The sequence below is a fragment of the Rothia sp. HMSC061D12 genome, assembly GCF_001836735.1.
Lineage (GTDB): Bacteria > Actinomycetota > Actinomycetes > Actinomycetales > Micrococcaceae > Rothia.
Window position 1 is genome coordinate 161,690 of the sequence record NZ_KV830311.1, and the last position, 18,514, is coordinate 180,203.

Annotated in this window: 10 protein-coding genes; 5 read left to right on the forward strand and 5 right to left on the reverse strand. The window is 59.7% G+C overall.

The window, feature by feature from the left end; translation table 11 throughout:
* Positions 1-93: 93 nt before the first annotated feature.
* The 5 genes from HMPREF2682_RS09065 to HMPREF2682_RS09085 all read right to left on the reverse strand — a co-directional run bounded on the left by HMPREF2682_RS09065 (position 94) and on the right by HMPREF2682_RS09085 (position 4,631).
* On the reverse strand, positions 94-564 hold the full coding sequence (locus HMPREF2682_RS09065) for a DUF4870 domain-containing protein (RefSeq protein WP_012904287.1): 471 nt from the start codon (positions 562-564) through the stop codon (positions 94-96).
* 295 nt (positions 565-859) lie between these two features.
* Positions 860-1,927 carry a pyruvate ferredoxin oxidoreductase gene (locus HMPREF2682_RS09070; protein ID WP_049353466.1) on the reverse strand — a complete coding sequence of 356 codons (1,068 nt, stop codon included), beginning with the start codon at positions 1,925-1,927 and terminating at the stop codon, positions 860-862.
* 183 nt (positions 1,928-2,110) lie between these two features.
* Positions 2,111-3,061 carry a hypothetical protein gene (locus tag HMPREF2682_RS09075; protein WP_070833446.1) on the reverse strand — a complete coding sequence of 317 codons (951 nt, stop codon included), beginning with the start codon at positions 3,059-3,061 and terminating at the stop codon, positions 2,111-2,113.
* A 116-nt stretch (positions 3,062-3,177) separates the two neighbouring features.
* Entirely contained in the window at positions 3,178-3,996 is an 819-nt protein-coding gene (locus HMPREF2682_RS09080; protein WP_070833447.1) for a type VI secretion protein, read from the reverse strand.
* Positions 3,993-4,631, reverse strand: coding sequence for a hypothetical protein (locus HMPREF2682_RS09085; RefSeq protein WP_070833449.1), 639 nt, complete (start codon positions 4,629-4,631; stop codon positions 3,993-3,995). Before HMPREF2682_RS09085 ends, HMPREF2682_RS09080 begins: the two co-directional genes overlap by 4 nt.
* Positions 4,632-4,995: 364 nt before the next feature.
* Here HMPREF2682_RS09085 and HMPREF2682_RS09090 point away from each other — a divergent pair, with 364 nt between their 5' ends.
* From HMPREF2682_RS09090 to HMPREF2682_RS09105, 5 genes are all read left to right on the forward strand, one after another.
* Positions 4,996-8,943 (forward strand): S8 family serine peptidase, encoded by a 3,948-nt coding sequence (locus HMPREF2682_RS09090; RefSeq protein WP_371440905.1) that lies wholly within the window; start codon positions 4,996-4,998, stop codon positions 8,941-8,943.
* 244 nt (positions 8,944-9,187) lie between these two features.
* A complete protein-coding gene (locus tag HMPREF2682_RS09095) occupies positions 9,188-13,174 on the forward strand; it encodes a S8 family serine peptidase (RefSeq protein ID WP_070833453.1) in 3,987 nt (1,328 codons plus the stop codon).
* A 360-nt stretch (positions 13,175-13,534) separates the two neighbouring features.
* Positions 13,535-17,578 carry a S8 family serine peptidase gene (locus HMPREF2682_RS09100; protein WP_070833481.1) on the forward strand — a complete coding sequence of 1,348 codons (4,044 nt, stop codon included), beginning with the start codon at positions 13,535-13,537 and terminating at the stop codon, positions 17,576-17,578.
* A gap of 95 nt (positions 17,579-17,673) precedes the next feature.
* The gene (locus HMPREF2682_RS09500) at positions 17,674-17,814 is read left to right on the forward strand and encodes a hypothetical protein (protein WP_168167739.1); all 141 of its coding nucleotides are present in this window, start codon (positions 17,674-17,676) and stop codon (positions 17,812-17,814) included.
* A gap of 286 nt (positions 17,815-18,100) precedes the next feature.
* Complete coding sequence (locus HMPREF2682_RS09105; RefSeq protein WP_005507293.1) at positions 18,101-18,406, forward strand: hypothetical protein; 306 nt, start codon at positions 18,101-18,103, stop codon at positions 18,404-18,406.
* Positions 18,407-18,514 lie beyond the last annotated feature (108 nt).

Below are 18,514 nucleotides of genomic sequence, written 5' to 3' on the forward strand. Positions count from 1 at the left end.
GTGCCAGATCCGGTGCCGGTGAGCCTCACCGGGCACGGCAACGCCCCCATCCGATATTTGGACGGGGGCGCTACCGGTATGAGCTTATGAAGACTACTTGATGATCTCGATGAAGGTCATCGGGTAGGTGTACTGCTCACCGCGGTTTGCGGCCAGAGCAGCCAGGCTGTGGAAGATAACCATCAGGATAGCCACAACCATCGGGACGACCCACAGGATGATGCCCAGGATGCCGAAGGTCAGAATAATCAGCAGCCAGGAAGCCATGCTGATGACCCACAGGGAGAAGTTGAAGTTGAACGCGCGGCGGGATGCTTCCTTAGTGAAGGAGTAACCGGGCTTGTCCTTGTAGATGAACCACATGACCAGCGGCGCGAGAATACTTGCGGATGCGAAGGACAGCAGAGACAGAATTGCAGAAGCCAGGTGCGCGAGCATCGCCATGTTCTGGTCGTCCTTGGAGGAGACTACGTAACCGTTGGGCTGCTGACCCGGCGCCTGCGAGTAGGAGGGTGCCTGCTGGGAGTACTGGTTGTACTGTTCAGGGTTCGGGTTCTGGGACATCGTTCTTTTCCTAATCTATCGATGAGTGGATACAGCTAATCGTTGAGGTGCGGCTAATCATTGAGGCGCGGCGGCAGGCTAACTCGCCGTTTTCGGCGGGTGCCCGCCTCGCTCTGCTTAGTCGCAACGCTCGTGATGGTTTCACCCTATCAAGGCAAAGTAAATGGAATATTAACCCTCGCCGGACAACAGACAAAGAAACCCGAATATGACACAAAAAAGACGCCTCTGCCCCTCCACGCGGTGTTACGTGTGTGGAGGGGCAGGTCGTTTTACGGTGTGGATTGGCTTGAGGTTAGTCTTGTATCTCTACATCGGGTGAGCCAGGATGCGCGGCGGGCTTATGTAGTGCGGCAGGCTCGCGCTGTGCGGCGGCCTCGCGCGGTGCCGCAGACTCGCGTAGCTTTACACGTTCCCGCCTTTTCAGCGCCTCATACTCATCGAAAAAACCATGTTTCTTCGTGTATCCGTTGATGCCCGTGTAGTCGTCCGGCAGGCGGTTGTACACCAGGTAGTACCAGAACTCGGCATGTACCGTCTTTGTTTTCTGGATGAGTTCCCTCAGCCGGTTCTTATGCTTCACAGCCTGAACAATACCCACAATCCACAGGATCGGCACCACAAAAAATGATCCCAGACCGATAATGATGAAGAAGAACAGCATCGACATACCGGCATTATTATCGAACATGCTCACCAAAGGAACCAGCACAAACGGGTTCAGTATCAGTAGGACAATAAGCACGGCTTTCCAGAAGGTGCGCTGACCCTCGATCTCTTCAATGTTGGAGCCAGCCAACGGATTATTGATGGGAACGTAGCCCACCGGTTGCAGCTCGGCCGCCCGCGATATGGGGTTCTCCTCAGCCTTGACCGGGTTCAGGTGGGCGGCGCACGCCTGCATGGGTGCGGAGGATTCAAGCGAGCGGTCCAGCAGGCGCATTTCGATAAGTTCCGAGTCGGGGATGCCGAAGAACGGCTCAGGAATAACCGGCAGAATAGCGCCCGGTTGCAGACCGAGGTGTTCCAGCCGAACGTACTCGCCGTAGGCGTGCGTTGCCTGAGCCTGCTCTTGCTGAGCCTGTTCAGTGGAGGCGAGCGCTACCGGGTGGTTCGCCTCGTCGTCCTTGCGAGATTCGTGAGTATCTTCCGGGGTGTCTTCTGAGGTGTCTTCCGGTTCGTTGCTACCGTCGGAGTCTTCGCTGTCGGAGGCTTCGTGCAGCTCAACGTCTTCATTTTTCTGCGTCTGCTCGCCCATGAGTAGCGCCATGTATTCCGGGATGGACTGGTCGGTGTCCCAGAGGGGCTGGTACGCCTCGTCCTTCTTTGCAGCTTCCTTCTTTTCAGTGAGTCGGTCTGCCATGGTCGTCTCCTTCGCTTACCAGACATACTCCTAGCGGCACCACCGTACCAGCGTGCGCTGGGCAGTCCCTTGAAACCTGCCCGATAAAAGCTGAGAAAAATCCCCCGACAAGCGCCAACACGCACGTGTTAACACTGCCGGGGGTTCAGCGCTACCGGAGTCCAGGGGCTCACGGGAAGTCGACTACGATGCATCCGCTGAGTTTGGAACAGGGCTTGAGGTAGGGCTCTGGGCACTCAGCGGCTGAGGGGCTGGCGCCACGGAAGACATCGAAGACGCCGCGCCCAGGATTCCCTGCATCTCCTCGGCATCCCTAGGCAGGCGGTCATACACCAGGTAGAACCAGAACGACCCGAGAGGCATGGCCTTCCATTTCAGCGCTCGGTACTTTCGGCTCACTCGGATCAGCGCAAAAATCAGCGCACCAGCCCACAAGAACAGGGGAAGACCAAACGTTGCCAGAGAAAATATCAGGAAGAAATAGTAAACAAACCCGCCGAAGCGAGGGTCCTCTGTAACGGTAGCCAGCAGAAGATAAGTCAGGGGATTAAACACCACACCCACGAAGAAGAGCACTATGAACTCAGGCCAGGCTTTCCACCATAAGTCTGATACACGCACCTTGCCCGCAAGTGGGGTCGCTGAGATATACCCGATGGGTCGCGGTGTACCCACTACTTTCCCCTCCTGCCAGGTAGGAAACACACTTGGCACCTGCTGGTTTGCAGATGCGCCAGTATCCGTGCCCATGGGGGACATTCGGCGCATCGTGGGGCCCGGGCGGCCATACAGCGGTCGATTCAGCACCGGGTACCCCTCCGCCGAAGGGAAAAAATTCGCCGCCGGCACAGACGGCGCAGGAGCAGAAACCGCCAGAGCTGGCACCGCAGAATCAGGTGCTGCAGGAACCGCGGAGTCAGCAGGGGCGGATGCAGAACGAGCCTTCTGTATTTCCAGAACCTCCCTCACTGGCTCGGGGATCTCCCCGGTCGGCGGGGGAACGGGCGTTCCATGAAGAAGCAAAGCCGAGTATTCGGGGGCGGGCTGCTCCATATCCCAGAGGGGCTGATACTCGCTATCGCTCTTCTCGGTTGGGTTCTGAGGGTTTTTCGGTGCTTCGCGATGCTCCGCCACGGTGACCTCCTCCAATGCTTGTCTGCTGTTATGTGTCTGTTGTGTTGTCTACATTGTGTGTTCGATGCGCGGGGGCTCAATCCCGCAGCTGTTCTTTGAGCCAGTGGCTCATCTGCTTACGCCTCGGCCGCTTCGATAAGCCGCACAATGCTCAGAATCCACGCCACAAACCAGATGATGCCGGGAATCCCCATGAGCCCTGCGCTCACCTGATTCACCGTCACAAAGAGAGCTGCGACGAGTGACCCAGCCCCGAACAGGCCCGCAATGGAGAGAATCGCCGCCGCAATATACGGATTCAGGACGGAAACGGCAAAGAACAGAAGCTTCGCCTCCCCCTTCTGAGATGAATCAGACGAACCGCCAAAACTCGTCACCGGCTGAGTAATGCCAATACGACGAGGTGAAGCGTGGATTACGGACGGGGTGCAGTCATACACCAACCGGAACGTGAACCTCTCCTCAGCTCCACGCCTCCAGATGGAATTCACCATCACAGCGAGAAAATTGATAACAGCGCCCAGGGAGAAGACGAGCAGTACCAGCGGAAGAATACCGATGCTCAGCACCGAAAACCCTATGCCCGCCAGATATAGAGAACCTAGAGTTTCTTCGCTCAGGCTATAAGAAGGCAACAAGAAATATACGAAAGGATCCGCCACGATAGCCAACGCCAGGTACGCCAGCGCCTCCACCACGCGTCTACCAGTGTGCGGCTTGCGTTTAGGAACCGGAACGGGGCTGTATCCGACCAGCTCGCCGCCGTGCTCCTCCGGCGATTCTCCCTGAGGGAGAGTTCCCTGAACATCATCGGCGTGGATGCGCATCAGCTGCGGGTTGGGGCGACCGTAATGCACCTGCGGTGCCACCTTTAAAACACGCTGATGAGGGGAAACGGGTTGGTCGTCGATGGGCTGGTTGTTATCGTCGGTCATGATTCCTCCTCCTGGTGCGATTCAAGGATGCGGTGCAGCAATGCCTCAGCTGAACCACCGTCAAGCGGGGTGCACTCGTACACCAGCCGGAATTGAAAATCCTGCTGAATCTTGTGCTGCCTAACGAGCAGGCGCGTCGATTCGACGGCATCCCCAACAGCATTCAGAAACTTTCCTACGCAGAGGAGCAGCAACCAGATTTCTGCGACGAGGCCGACAAAGCCCACAAGCAAAATCAGCGGAGGGAAATAAAAGAGCGGAATCAAAAAAATGACAAGTATCATCGCCATTTCCTCGCCCACTCCCCTGAAACCCAGGCTGAAAAGTATCGGGCTCATCAGCACGATAAAGAAAGATGACCAGAACACCATCCGCAGCAGTGGACCCAGCACGTACCAGGTGAAGCCGCTCCAGTCGGTGAAGAGGCTCTTCACGTCCAAGGTTTCGGGTGGCTTCTCCATGGGGGCGTAGCCGACCACATCGCCAATCTGCCAGGCGGATGAGCTGTACTCGGTGAGGGTACCCTGCACCTCTCCCCTATGGATACGTTCCAACCGTGGACCGGGGCGGCCGTGCATAACCTGGGGTGACATCAGCAGAACAGAATCCTCAGTGGAAACGCGTCGCTTGACCATGGTTCGACCCTCCCTATCCCATCATTTTTGATAGATGTTCAATAGATGGTTTTACAGTAACAACCGAACCTGAAAAGAACCTGAACCCGAGTGCAAATAAAAAGCATGAAAAAGAAAAGGGTCGAACATGTCCATAATTTGATTCATTTAGGGGTAATAAACGCTTCACAAGCCATTTTGAGGTGTATCCTAGTTCACATCTAGTGTGTTCAAGTTCAGCTGGAACCCACCAGAACAACACCACAAGCCTCCCAGAAACACCCCGGGAGCCAAGCAAAGGAGCACCGTGACACACACCGCCTCCCCAAACCCCCGCGGCCGGTCGCATCGACGCCGAATCGGCAGCGGGCTACTCACCCTCAGCATGGCACTGAGCCCCCTCGCAGCCCTGGGCACCACCGCCCACGCCGCGGAAGACCCCGACGCCGTCAAGCAGGTACTCAGCGAAAGCATGAAGAACGCCAGCGGCACCGTCACCGCCTTCGTCCGCTTCAAGGGTAAGGGCGCCTTTGAACAGACCCAGCCCGCAGGCGTACGCGCCGGCGTGCAGGCACCCGTCAACACCAGCTCACAGGTGCAGGCAATCGCCTCCCAGGTGCAGAGCCAGGCACAGCAGGTCAGCAGCCAGTCCGGCGCGCAGGTCCTCTACACCACCCACAACGCAGTACGCGGCGTGGCAGTGCGCGGTGACGCAGAGTCCATCAAGGCACTCGCCAACCGCCCCGACGTAGAGAAGATCTCGCCCATCCTGCCCAAGTACCGCCAGAACGCGGGCGCCGCCATTGACGCAGGCTCCCTCGCCACCTGGACCGGCACCACCAACCCCGCCGGCGCGGGCGGATACACTGGCAAGGGCGTGAAGATCGCCGTCATCGACTCCGGCATCGACTACACCCACACCGACTTCGGCGGTAGCGGCAAGCTCGAAGACTACGAGAAGGCATCCAAGCTCACCGAGCTGCCCTCCGCAGACTCCGGACTCATCAACCGCACCAAGGTTGCTGGCGGCTACGACCTCGTCGGTGACGCCTACGACGGTAGCAACACCGCAACCCCCGACGGCAACCCGCTCGACTGCACCACCGGCGGCCACGGTACCCACGTGGCGGGCACCGCGGCAGGCTACGGCGTGAACTCCGACGGAAGCACCTTCACCGGCGACTACAGCAAGCTCACCGCAGAGCAGCTCAAGACCATGAAGATCGGCCCCGGCGTCGCCCCCGACGCTGAAATCTACGCCTTCCGCGTCTTCGGTTGCAGCGGCAGCACCAACGTCGTGATTGAGGCGCTCGACCGTGCCCTCGACCCCAACGGTGACGGCGACTTCTCCGACCGTGTGAACGTGGTCAACATGTCCCTCGGTGGCGAATTCTCCCCGCAGGACGACCCCGAAGCCTACGCCGTTGACGCGCTCACCCGCGCCGGCGTGCTCTCCGTGATCTCCACAGGTAACGCCAACGACTACAGCCTGCGCGGCGACACCTACTCCAACTCCGGTCACCCCGCCACCGCAGCCAGCGCAATCACCGTAGCTAACGCCTACGGCTCCACCCGCGCCGTCGATGCGGCAGAGCTGACCGACCCCGCCACCGGCACCACCCGCAAGGTACGCGGCGACTACAGCGTCTCCTACCCCTGGGCACAGGCGGGCACCAAGGAGTTCACCGGTGAACTCACCGCAATCTCCGAGAACAACCGCTACGCCTGCAACGCCCTCAGCGCCGACGAAGCGGCAGCTGTAAAGGGCAAGTGGGTGCTCATCGACTGGGCTAAAGATGACGGTGAACTCGCCTGCGGCTCCAAGGTGCGCTTCGACAACCTGGAGGCGGCAGGCGCCAAGGGCGTACTGCTTGCAGGCAATGACGAAGAACCCGGCCTGGGTATTGCCGGTAACGATACCCTGCCCGGCTTCCGCCTGGCAGCATCCGCCGCTAAGGACCTGCGTGCACAGATCACCGCAGCAGAAGCGGCAGGTAAGCCCCTGACCGTGCGCCTCGGCAACGAGCTGAAGTCCTCCCTGCGCGTGGACACCGATAAGCTGGATCAGCTGAACCCCATGAGTGCTCGCGGCTTCCACGGCAGCTACGGCTACACCAAGCCCGACATTGCGGCACCCGGCTCGTACATCACCTCCGCGGCGGTGGCGACCGGTAACAACTCCGTGACCTTCAGCGGCACCTCCATGGCGGCACCCTACGTGACCGGCTCCGCCGCCCTGGTCATGCAGAGCCACCCGACCTACACCCCCGCACAGGTCAAGTCCGCCCTCATGAACACCGCAACCCACGATGTGCGCACCGAATCCGGTGCCGCATACGCGGTGGACCGCGTGGGCGCCGGACGAGTCGACACCCTCGCTGCCGTGCAGTCGAAGTCCCTCGTCTACAACACTGACAAGAGCGGTACCGTGTCTCTGAGCTTCGGCGTGCTCGAGTACGCACCGGATGCTGGCGTTCAGACCCTCACCCGCGAGGTGACGGTCGAGAACACCGACTCCGTGGCGCACGCCTACGCCCTGTCCTACGCTGAAAGCACTAATATTCCCGGCGTGGAATACTCCTTCCCCTCCGCGGTCACCCTCGCACCCGGTGAAACTAAGAAGTTCGAAGTCACCGTGCGCATCGACCCGTCCAAGCTGGAGAAGACCCGCGACGCAGCAATGGACACCACCCAGAACGCAACTGACTACTACACCGGCAACGAAACCGTTCCCGAACAGTACCGTCAGTACATTGCCAGCGCATCCGGCCGACTCGTCCTCACCGAAGACGGCACCAAGGCGCTGCGTCTGCCCGTTCACGTGGCACCCAAGCCCGTGAGCACCATGCACGCTGCCGAAGACACCGTCACCTTCACCCAGAAGCCCTCCAGCGACGAGGCTCAGAAGGCAGACACCGGCTGGACCAAGTCCCAGATTTCGCTGCGCGGCACCGAGGTCAACCAGGGCGGCTACCGCTCCCTGCTCGGCGCGTTCGAGTACGGTGCGAGCGTGGACCGTGTGGCTCCCACCTCCCTGTCGCTGAACAGCAACGTTAAGGCGAACCTGCAGTACGTCGGTGCTTCCTCGGATGCGCCCGCACTGAAGGCAGCCGGCGGCAACGCCGATGACGGCACCCTGCGCTTCGGTATCTCCACCTGGGCGAACTGGGATGTTGTCTCCTACGAGAACACCTTTACCGTAGAAATCGACACTGACGGCAACAACCGCGCCGACTACAAGCTGGTCACCGACCGCGCTAAGGGCCTGGACTACCCGCTGGTTCGCCTCTACGGCTACAAGAATGGCAACCTCGTCGAGCTCGGCTACTACCCGCTCAACGGCGCCTGGGGTGATGTGGACACCAACATGATGGACACCAACACCCTCATCATGAGTGCACCCCTCAAGGACCTGGGCCTGACCAGCGCAAACAACCCGGACATCCAATACCGAGTCAGCGCAACCACCCAGTACGAGTGGGGTAACGTCAGCGAAACCGGCTGGATCAAGTACCGCCCCTTCAGCCCCAAGCTGTGGTTCAGCGGCGACTCCTCCGCCGTGGCTGGCCTCCACCCGGATGCCTCCACCACCACCCTGACGGCGCACCGCTCCGCTGACGCAATCCCCGCGCTCGGCGAATCCGGTACCCCCGCCAAGGCACTGCTGCTGCACCTGCACAACGGCACCGGTGATCTCTCCGGCACCAACGGCGCCAAGGGCAACCGCGCCGAGGTGCTGAACATCAAGGAGCAGCAGACCGAGTACATCACTCCGTCCCGCTTCACCGATGTGAAGAACACCGACCAGTTCTACACCGAGATTTCTTGGTTGGCTCAGCGCGGCATCACCACCGGCTACCCGGACGGCACCTACCGCCCGCTGGAGTCCGTGGAACGTGGCGCAATGGCGGCGTTCTTCTACCGCATGCAGGGTTCCCCGCAGTTCACTGCCCCCTCCACTCCGAGCTTCAAGGACGTGCCCACCACGCACCCCTTCTACAAGGAGATTGAGTGGATGAAGGCACAGGGCATCACCACCGGCTACTCGGACGGCACGTTCCGCCCCTCCGCACCGGTGAACCGTGACGCCATGGCTGCGTTCTTCTACCGTGCAGCGGGTTCCCCGCACGTGGATCTGCCCGCGACCAGCCACTTCAGCGATGTTTCCACCGATAACCAGTTCTACCGTGAAATCACGTGGCTGGCTTCGAAGGGCATCAGCACCGGCTGGCCGGACGGCACCTACCGCCCGGTGACCCCCATTGCCCGCGACGCAATGGCGGCGTTCATCTACCGCTACACCGAGAAGGTTGCTAACCAGGCCGGCCGCTAGACGGTAGCTAACTGGTAGCGAACGGTTCGGGTCCCCTCCCGCCCCCTGCATGGGGTGGGAGGGACACCCGGAACCGGCTGGCTCCGGGGATTGAAGCCCCGGAACCTTTCTAAGTTTTGGTGGCGGTTTCACCGGCGGACGCACTCACTCGTCGTCTGCTGGTGGGGCCGCCTCCGCACATCACCGATACACAACCACAGAGCACACAGCACTATCGAAAACAGATAATCCGAAGGAGGATTCCATGACAACGCCTCATGCGCCACGCCGCAGAATGAAGGCTGTCGGTGCGACCGGTTTGAGTGCAGCTCTTGCCCTTACTCTCGGCGTTCCCGCCACTTTCTCTGCAGCTCACGCTCAGAGCCCCCAGCAGGTCGAAGGAAGCACTGCGAGCGCATCCGGTGACGCTGCCTCGCGTATCAGCCCGGGCCTGCAGAAGGCTGAAGGCCAAATCACCGTGTATGTGCAGTTCAAGGGCAAGGGCGCGTATGAGCAGACCCAGTCCGCGGCTGTTCTGGCACGTAAGGAGGCGCCGGCGAACCGTCAGGCGCAGGTGCAGGCTATTGCAGCTCAGGTGCAGTCGCAGGCTCAGTCTGTGGCGGCTGCTTCTGGCGCGAAGCTGATGTACACCACGCATAATGCGATGCGTGGTGCGGCGATTACTGGTGATGCTGCGCAGATTCGTGCGTTGGCGGAGCGCCCGGATGTGGAGCGTATTTCGCCGATTATCGCGAAGGAGCGTATGAACTCCGGTAGCGAGATTGATACGAAGACTCTTGCCACGTGGACTCGTGAGAATACGGGGTACACGGGTAAGGGCGTGAAGATTGCGGTTGTTGACTCTGGTGTTGACTATACGCACGCTGATTTTGGTGGCCCCGGTACGGTGGATTCGTACCTGAAGGCTAAGGCGATGACGGAGCTTCCGTCCGCTGATTCGGGTCTGATTGATCGTAATAAGTTCATTGGCGGCATTGACTTGGTCGGTGATGACTACAATGCGTCGGTGGCTGAGAAGTCGACTCCGCAGCCGGATAATAACCCGCTGGATTGCCGCCCGGATGGTTTCGGTTCTGGCGGTCACGGCACGCACGTGGCGGGTACTGCCGCCGGTTATGGTGTGACGGCGAACGGTACGACTTACCGTGGCGATTACAAGAACCTGACGGAGGAGCAGCTGAAGGGCATGTCCATTGGCCCCGGTACTGCTCCTGATGCTCAGATTTTGGCGATTCGTGTGTTCGGCTGCTACGGCAATTCGAGTGTTGTGATGAAGGCGCTTGATACCGTGATGGACCCGAATGGTGACGGTGATTTCTCTGACCGCGCCGATATTGTGAACCTGTCGCTCGGTGGCGAGTTCGCCCCGGCTGACGATCCTGAGTCGTACATGATTAATACGATGGCGCGCCAGGGTGTGTTCACTGTGGCTGCTGCCGGTAACGCCAATAACTACAACGGTGTGGGTGACACCTACTCCGATTCGGGTAGCCCGGCGAATGCGGCTGCGGCGCTGTCGGTGGCGAACGCCTACGGCTCCACTCAGCCGATTGACCGTGTCCGCGCGACCACAAAGACTGGTTTGGAGTGGTTGCAGGGTGATTATTCGGTGAACTTCGATTATTCGAAGGCATCCGCTGATCAGCTGCGCGGCGAGGTTGTTGCCGCACCGAAGCGTAACCGTTACGCTTGCGAGGCTTTCACCGCTGAAGAGGCGAAGGCTTTGAAGGGTAAGTGGGTTTACTTCGAGTGGGATCAGGACGATTTGACGTTCCCGTGCGGTTCGAAGGTGCGTTTCGATAACGTTCAGGCTGCCGGCGGTGTTGGCGTGGTGATGGCCGGTAAGGCTGAGCGCTACACGATCGGCATTGGTGGTAATGCGACCATTCCGGGTCTGCGTCTGACTGCTTCTTCGACGAAGGACCTGGAGAAGGCTCTGGCTGCCGGTCCGGTGACCGTTGAGATGAACCTGGACTACAAGGCTTCGGGCCGCGGTCCTCACTCGCACGCTTTTGATTTGAATTCCTCGAGTGCTCGCGGTCAGCACGGTTCTGACGGCTTCATTAAGCCTGACCTTGCGGCACCGGGTACTGAGATTGTGTCTGCCGCTGTGGGTATGGGTAATAAGGGTGTTTCCTTCACCGGTACCTCCATGGCGACCCCGCATGTTGCCGGTGTTGCCGCTCTGGTGATGCAGGCGCATCAGGATTACAACCCGCAGATGATTAAGGCTGCGCTGATGAACGGCGCGTCCACCCCGATCAAGAATGAGCAGGGTGCGCAGTACGCGGTGGATCGTGTGGGTACGGGCATGGTGAATGCTCGCGCCGCCGTGGACGCGAAGGTTATCGCATACGATGCGAAGACCCCCGAGCGTGTTTCGACCGCGTTTGGTGTGCTGGAGTATACCCCCGATTCGGGTATTCAGACTGTTCAGCGTGAAATCGTGCTGGACAACACCGATTCGCAGGCTCACACCTACACTCTGAGCTACGAGGCAAGCACGACCATCCCGGGTGTGGAGTACTCCTACCCGCAGCAGGTGAGCGTGGGTGCCGGTGAGCGTAAGAACGTGACCGTGACCGTGCGTATTGACCCGTCCAAGCTGGAGAAGACCATGGACCCGGCAATGAGCGCCGACCAGGTCGCTCAGGACTGGACGAACGGTAAGACTCTGGCTGCCGGTAAGCGCCAGTACATTGCGAGCGCTTCTGGTCGCCTGATTTTCTCTGAGAATGGTCGCGAGGCGATCCGCCAGTCGATTCACGTGGCACCGAAGCCCGTCTCGAAGATGCGTGTTGATGCCTCCCGTATTGATTACAAGGGCATTGCCGATAAGGAGTCCACGGTGACTCTGCGCGGTACGACCCTGAACCAGGGTGGTTACCGTTCGCTGCTGGGTGCGTTTGAGCTGGGTGCGGTCAGCGACCGTATTCCGACCGGTCAGCTGAAGCTGCCGTCGAACCAGTCTGTTGACCTTCAGTATGTGGGTGCCGCCTCGGATGCTCCGGCGTTGAAGGCTGCCGGCAAGAACCCGAACGATGGTTCTCTGTTCTTCGGCATTTCGACCTGGGGCACCTGGGATAGCATGCACTGGGGCCGTCAGGTACAGGTGCAGATCGATACCAACAACGACTCCACCGCAGATTACGTTCTGGAGGTGACCCGCGAGAAGGGTCTGGACTACCCGCTGGTGAAGGTCTGGTCCATCTCCGGTAACGCGTCCTACGTGGTGGCTCGCTACCCGCTGAACAGCGCCTGGGGTGACACCGACACCAACATCATGGACACCAACACCATGATTCTGGGTGTGCCGCTGAAGGACCTGGGCCTGACCGCTGAGAAGGCTCAGAGCATCAAGTACACGGTGCAGACCGACACCTGGTACAACGAGGGCAACTCCTACGTGGACACCACCTCCGCTATCGAGTACTCCCCCTTCAACCCCGGTGTTTGGTTCACCGGTGAGGAGTCGGGCGTACCCGGCCTGTTCGTGGACCGTGACGGCGGCCAGCTGACCGTTCACCGCAAGAACAACAACAAGGAGCGTCAGGCTCTGTTCCTGCACATGCACAACGCGACCGGTGACCTGAGCGGCCGTAAGACCGCTAACGGTGTTGCCGCTGGCGACCGTGCGCAGGTCGTGAAGGTGGCTCGCACCCTCCACGATGCACGCTTCACCGACGTTCCGGCGGATAACCAGTTCTACCGTGAAATCACGTGGATTGCTGCCCGTCAGATTGACCGCGGCTACCAGGACGGCACGTTCCGCCCGCTGAACAACATGGACCGCGCAACCATGGCGGCGTACTTCTACCGCATGAGCGGTTCGCCGCAGTACACCGCGCCGTCCACCCCGAGCTTCTCGGATGTTCCGCTCAACCACCCCTACTACAAGGAGATTGAGTGGATGAAGGCTCAGGGCATCACGACCGGCTGGCCCGATGGCACCTACCGTCCGGAGGGTTCGGTGAACCGTGACGCGATGGCTGCGTTCTTCTACCGTTACGCGGGTTCGCCCGAGTACACTGCCCCCGCGCAGGCTCGTTTCACGGACGTTCCGACCGACAAGCAGTTCTACCGCGAGATTTCGTGGCTGGCTGAGCAGGGCGTGACCACCGGCTGGCCCGATGGTTCGTTCCGCCCCGTGGAGCCGGTGCACCGCGACGCTATGGCGGCGTTCGTGTACCGCTACAGCACGGGTGTGCTGAAGGAAAGCCCTGAAATCTAGGGTTCCGGGAGCTAAGAACCTATAGGTTCTACCGAGGGAGCCGTACCGCTGCAGTTTATCTGCGGTGGTGCGGCTCCCTTTTTCTGTGGTCGGGTGCTTTGTTATTTACGCGTAATGTTCCGTAATACGAGTCTGACTAGGTTATATAAAGAATCGTTGAGACAATAAGTGAAGGTTTCTTCACCATCGGCATGAACCTTGACGTTTACGCCGCACAGACGCACTGGAGGCGCACTGGAAACACAGTGCAGACGCACCGAAGCACTCTCGATGCAGAACCCCCTCGGCGTAGAACTCTCCGCGCAGAACCTCGGTGCAGAAACCGCTAAGAAACACACCATCACTAAAAAGGAGCATTCAGTGGCAACCTTCCCTGAAGCTACCCCCGCGCGAGCAGCCCGGCACACACAGCCGGGTCGCCTCAAGCAGCTGGCACGCAGCTGCGGCGCACTCACCCTGGGGCTCACCCTCGGGCTGACCGCCCTGCCGTTCGGCACCGCCGCCTACGCGGCACCGGGCGTAGTACGCGGCGCAGACCGGGATGCACCCCACCAGAACACCGGCACCGGCGAGAACAACAACGAAGTTCTCTCCCCCAGCCTGGACGGCGCCACCGGCGAACGCGCCGTGTTCGTCCGATTCAAGGGTCAGGGCGCGTACGCCCAGACCCAGCCGGATGCGGTCCGCTCCCGCGCGCAGGCACCCGTCAACGCGCAAGCACAGGTGCAGGCAATCCGCGCCAGCGTGCAGCAGCAGGGCGCCTCCGCGGCGAAGGAATCCGGCGCGCAGGTCCTGTACACCACCCACAACACGATGCGCGGCGTGGCGCTCTACGGTAACGTCGAGCAGATTCGTGCGCTCGCGAACCGTGACGATGTGGAACGCATCAGCATCATTGAGGACATGGCACCGCAGAACAGCGGCACCCTCATCGACACCGACACGCTCTCCGTGTGGGCGAAGAGCCCGCAGAATCCCGCCTCCACCGGCTACACCGGTAAGGGCGTGAAGATTGTCGTGCTCGATACCGGTATCGACTACACTCACGCCGATTTGGGTGGCCCCGGCACCCAGGAAGCCTACGAGAAGGCGAAGGCATCCGACACGATCCCCGAGGGCTCCTACGATCCGAAGAAGTTCCTTGGCGGCTACGACCTGGTCGGTGACGACTACAACTCCGGTAAGAAGGAAACCTCCACTCCCCACCCGGATAACAACCCGCTCGACTGCGGCGGCCACGGTAGTCACGTGGCGGGCACCGCGGCAGGTTACGGCGTGAACGCGGACGGCAGCACCTTCCACGGCGACTACTCCAAGCTCACCGAAGAGCAGCTCAACAACATGAAGATTGGCCCCGGCTCCGCGCCGGACGCCCAGCTGATTGGCCTGCGCATTTTCGGTTGTAAGGGCACCACCGCGTTCGTCCCCAAGGGCCTGGACCGTGTGCTCGACCCCAATGACGACGGTGACTTCTCCGACCGCGCCGACATCGCGAACCTGTCGCTCGGCAACGAGTTCGGCGTGTTCGATGAGACCGTGAACTACGCGGTCGGCTCCCTCTACCGCGAGGGCATCCTCTCCGTGGTTGCGGCGGGTAACGCCAACAACTACAACGCCGTGGGCGACACCTACTCCAACTCGGGTGGCCCCGGCACCAGCGCCTACGGCCTGACCGTGGCGAACTCAATCGGCTCGACCCAGCTGGTGGACCGCGTGAAGATTCTCGCCCCCGCGAACGAGGCAGACACCTACGGTGACTACTCGGTAAGCTTCGACTATTCGAAGGCGACCGAGGAGCAGCTGCGCGGCACCGTGGTGCGTGCCGCCTCCCGCAACCGCTACGCCTGCGAGGCATTCACCGAAGAGGAAGCCGTAGTACTGAAGGGCAAGTGGGCCCTCATTGACTGGGCGGACGCTGACGGCACCGCACCCTGCGGTTCGAAGGTACGCTTCGACAACCTGCAGGCGGCTGGCGCGACCGGCGTGGTGCTCACCTCGAACACTGAGGTCGGTGACACCGCTATCGGCGGTAACTCCTCCATTCCGGGCGTGCGCCTGGCAAAGAGCCAGGTGGAGCGCCTTTCCGCGCAGATTGATTCAGGTGAGCTGACCCTGCAGCTCGGCGAGAACCTGCGCGACTCGATCCGCGTTCCCAACGGCAAGCTGGATCAGGCGAACACCTCCACCGCGCGTGGCCTGCACGGTTCGCACGGCATCACCAAGCCGGACGTTGCGGCACCGGGTACGAACATTTCCTCCATCCTGGTCGGTGGCGGTACTGAGGCGACCGTGAAGACCGGTACGTCCATGTCCACGCCCTTTGTTGCCGGTGTTGCGGCGCTGATTATGCAGGCGCACCCGGAGTACGGTCCGCGCATGCTTAAGACCGTCATCATGAACACCGCCGACCACCGCATGCAGGATGCCTGGGGCAACCCGTACGCGGTGGATCGTGTGGGTACCGGCCGCATCAACACGCGTGCGGCGGTGGCTGACCGCGTGATGCTGTTCAACGCGGCACGACCCGAACAGGTTTCGGACACTTTCGGCGTGCTCGAGTACACCCCGAACGCCGGCGTGCAGACCCTGCAGCACCGCGTGAGCGTTGAGAACACCGACTCGGTGGCACACACCTACACCCTGAACTATGAGGGCAGCACGAGCATCCCGGGTGTGGAGTTCTCCTACCCGCAGTCCGTGTCTGTGGGTGCCGGCCAGAAGGCAACGTTCACCGTGACGGTGCGCATTGACCCGTCGAAGCTGGAAAAGACCCGTGACCCGTCCATGTACCCGAACCAGGATTCGGTGAACTACTCGACCGGTGCGGTGACTATTTCGGGTGCCCGCCAGTACATTGCGAGCGCTTCGGGCCGCCTGATTCTGACCGATGCTGATTCGTCGGCTGCGGTGAAGACCCTGCGCATGCCGCTGCACGTGGCACCGAAGCCTGTCTCCGCGATGCGTGTGGCTGGTGCCGATATTGCTTTTGATTCGAATGGTTCCGGTGCGACCGAGCAGACCCTGACCCTGCAGGGTACCGCGGTGGATCAGGGCGGTTACCGCTCCCTGCTGGGTGCTTTTGAGCTGGGTGCTTCGAGCCCGCGCATCCCGACCGCGAAGCTGGGTGTGGGTTCGGATTCCCGCATGGACCTGCAGTATGTGGGTGCCGCCTCGAACGTGGCGGCGTTGAAGGCTGCCGGTCAGGACACCTCCACGGCGCAGCTGTCCTTCGGTATTTCGACCTGGGGTAACTGGCAGGAGGTGACCCCGCGCGGCACCTACTACGTGTTCGTTGATACCAACAAGGACGGCACGAGCGACTACCGCCTGCAGACGGTGCGTGAGAAGGGTCTGGACTACCCGCTGGTGAAGGTTTCGCAGCGCGGTAAGGACGGCAAATGGCACGCTATCGAGAATGCCCTGTACCCGCTGAACGGCACCTGGGGTGACACGGACACCAACATCATGGATTCGAACACCCTGGTGATGACTGTTCCGCTGAGCGTTCTGGGTCTGGACCCGAACGCTGAGTCCACCGAGATTTCGTACTCGGTGACCACTTCTAGCGCGTTCTCTGCTACAACCGTGGTTGATACGACTGATTCGGTGGTGTTCAACTATGCGGCTCCGAAGCTGTGGTTCAGCGGCGATTCGGCGGGCGTGCCGAACCTGTTCATGGATGCACCCTCGGCGCAGCTGGTGGCGCACCGTAACGGCGATACGAAGAACGTTTCGGCACTGTTCTTGCACATGCACAATGCGACCGGTGACCTGTCCGGCGTGAACGGTGCTGCGGGTGAGCGTGCGCAGGTTCTGCGTGTTTCTTCGAACTCTGAGGCTACCGCCGAGAGTGCGCACTTTAAGGATGTTCCGGCGGATTACCCGTTCGTGAATGACATTAACTGGCTTGCCCAGCGTCGTATCACGACCGGCTACCCGGACGGCACGTTCCGCCCGAATGGTTCGGTGGAGCGCGGCGCGATGGCGGCGTTCTTCTACCGTATGGCGGGTTCGCCGCAGTTCACTGCGCCGTCCACTCCGAGCTTTAAGGATGTTCCGCGTGACCACCCGTTCTACAAGGAGATTGAGTGGATGCGTGCCCGCGGTATTACAACCGGCTGGTCGGATGGTACGTTCCGCCCGAATGCTGCGGTGAACCGTGACGCGATGGCGGCGTTCTTCTACCGTTTTGCGGGTTCGCCGGCGTATTCGGCTCCTGCGGTGTCGCCGTTTAGTGATGTATCGACTGGTAGCCAGTTCTATCGTGAGATTGCATGGTTGGCTAATCAGCGTATTACGACGGGTTGGGCGGATGGTTCGTTCCGTCCGGTTCAGCCGATTGAGCGTGGCGCGATGGCGGCGTTCTTGCACCGCTATAACGTGCGGGTGCTGAATAACCGCTAGTCGGATGCGGATGTGAGGGCCGTGTCGGGGTGGAGTTTTCTGCCCCGGCACGGCCTTTTCTGTGGGCTGTTATGTCTGCCGCGTAGACTTAAGTTATGAGTGAGTTACAGGTTCAGAACGGCGAGGATGAGACGCTGTCAGCTACCCAGGATTCCCTTGACCAGGAGGAGCTTCTGAACGCGGCGGCTGACTTCATTGACCGCTATGAGAGCGCCTTTGAAAATCTAAGCCACTGATTATTCCTTCGAAAGAAATACCCCCGGTAAACACCACAAGCCCTTAAACCCACATAAACCCAAGAAATTTTTATGAAAATATTTTATGAAAACCATAGAAAAGCACAAAATCAAACATATTTCAATGTAGTGCAATATGTGATATTTTCAACAGTATTTTTCCTGGATTAATCCACTCCAAATCTGCTAATATATGAAACACAACACACCGTTAATTTTTCGATTTATTATTAGGAGGAAATTATGTCTAATATTTTTTCCAATCTTCGTTGGGGCGTTGATACTCATGGCAAAAAATAAAGAAGCCCTCTACGACGAGCTTGTTGACATACAGAACAAGATTGATCACCACCCAATGATTTCTGGGCCTCACGCCGAAGCTAGTAGCCTTGTTGAAATCATGAAAGAACAGGGTTATTCACATGAAGAGATTGAAAAATCCCTCAAAGACCAAGGACTTCCAAGTATTGTCGATATTGGCAAAAATACTATTAGCGGGATGTTTAGCCTTTGGTGGCTTAACTATAAAAAAAATAATATAGAGGCGTCAATCGAAAAAATCTCCCGCAAGGAAGATCGTCGAAAAAATTAATACACCTAAAATGATTTAATACTATTAGGGATGTAATTTATTTTTTGACGCCATTCTCATTCTAGCTAAATACCCCCGGCGGATGCTGTACGCGTCTGCCGGGGGTAT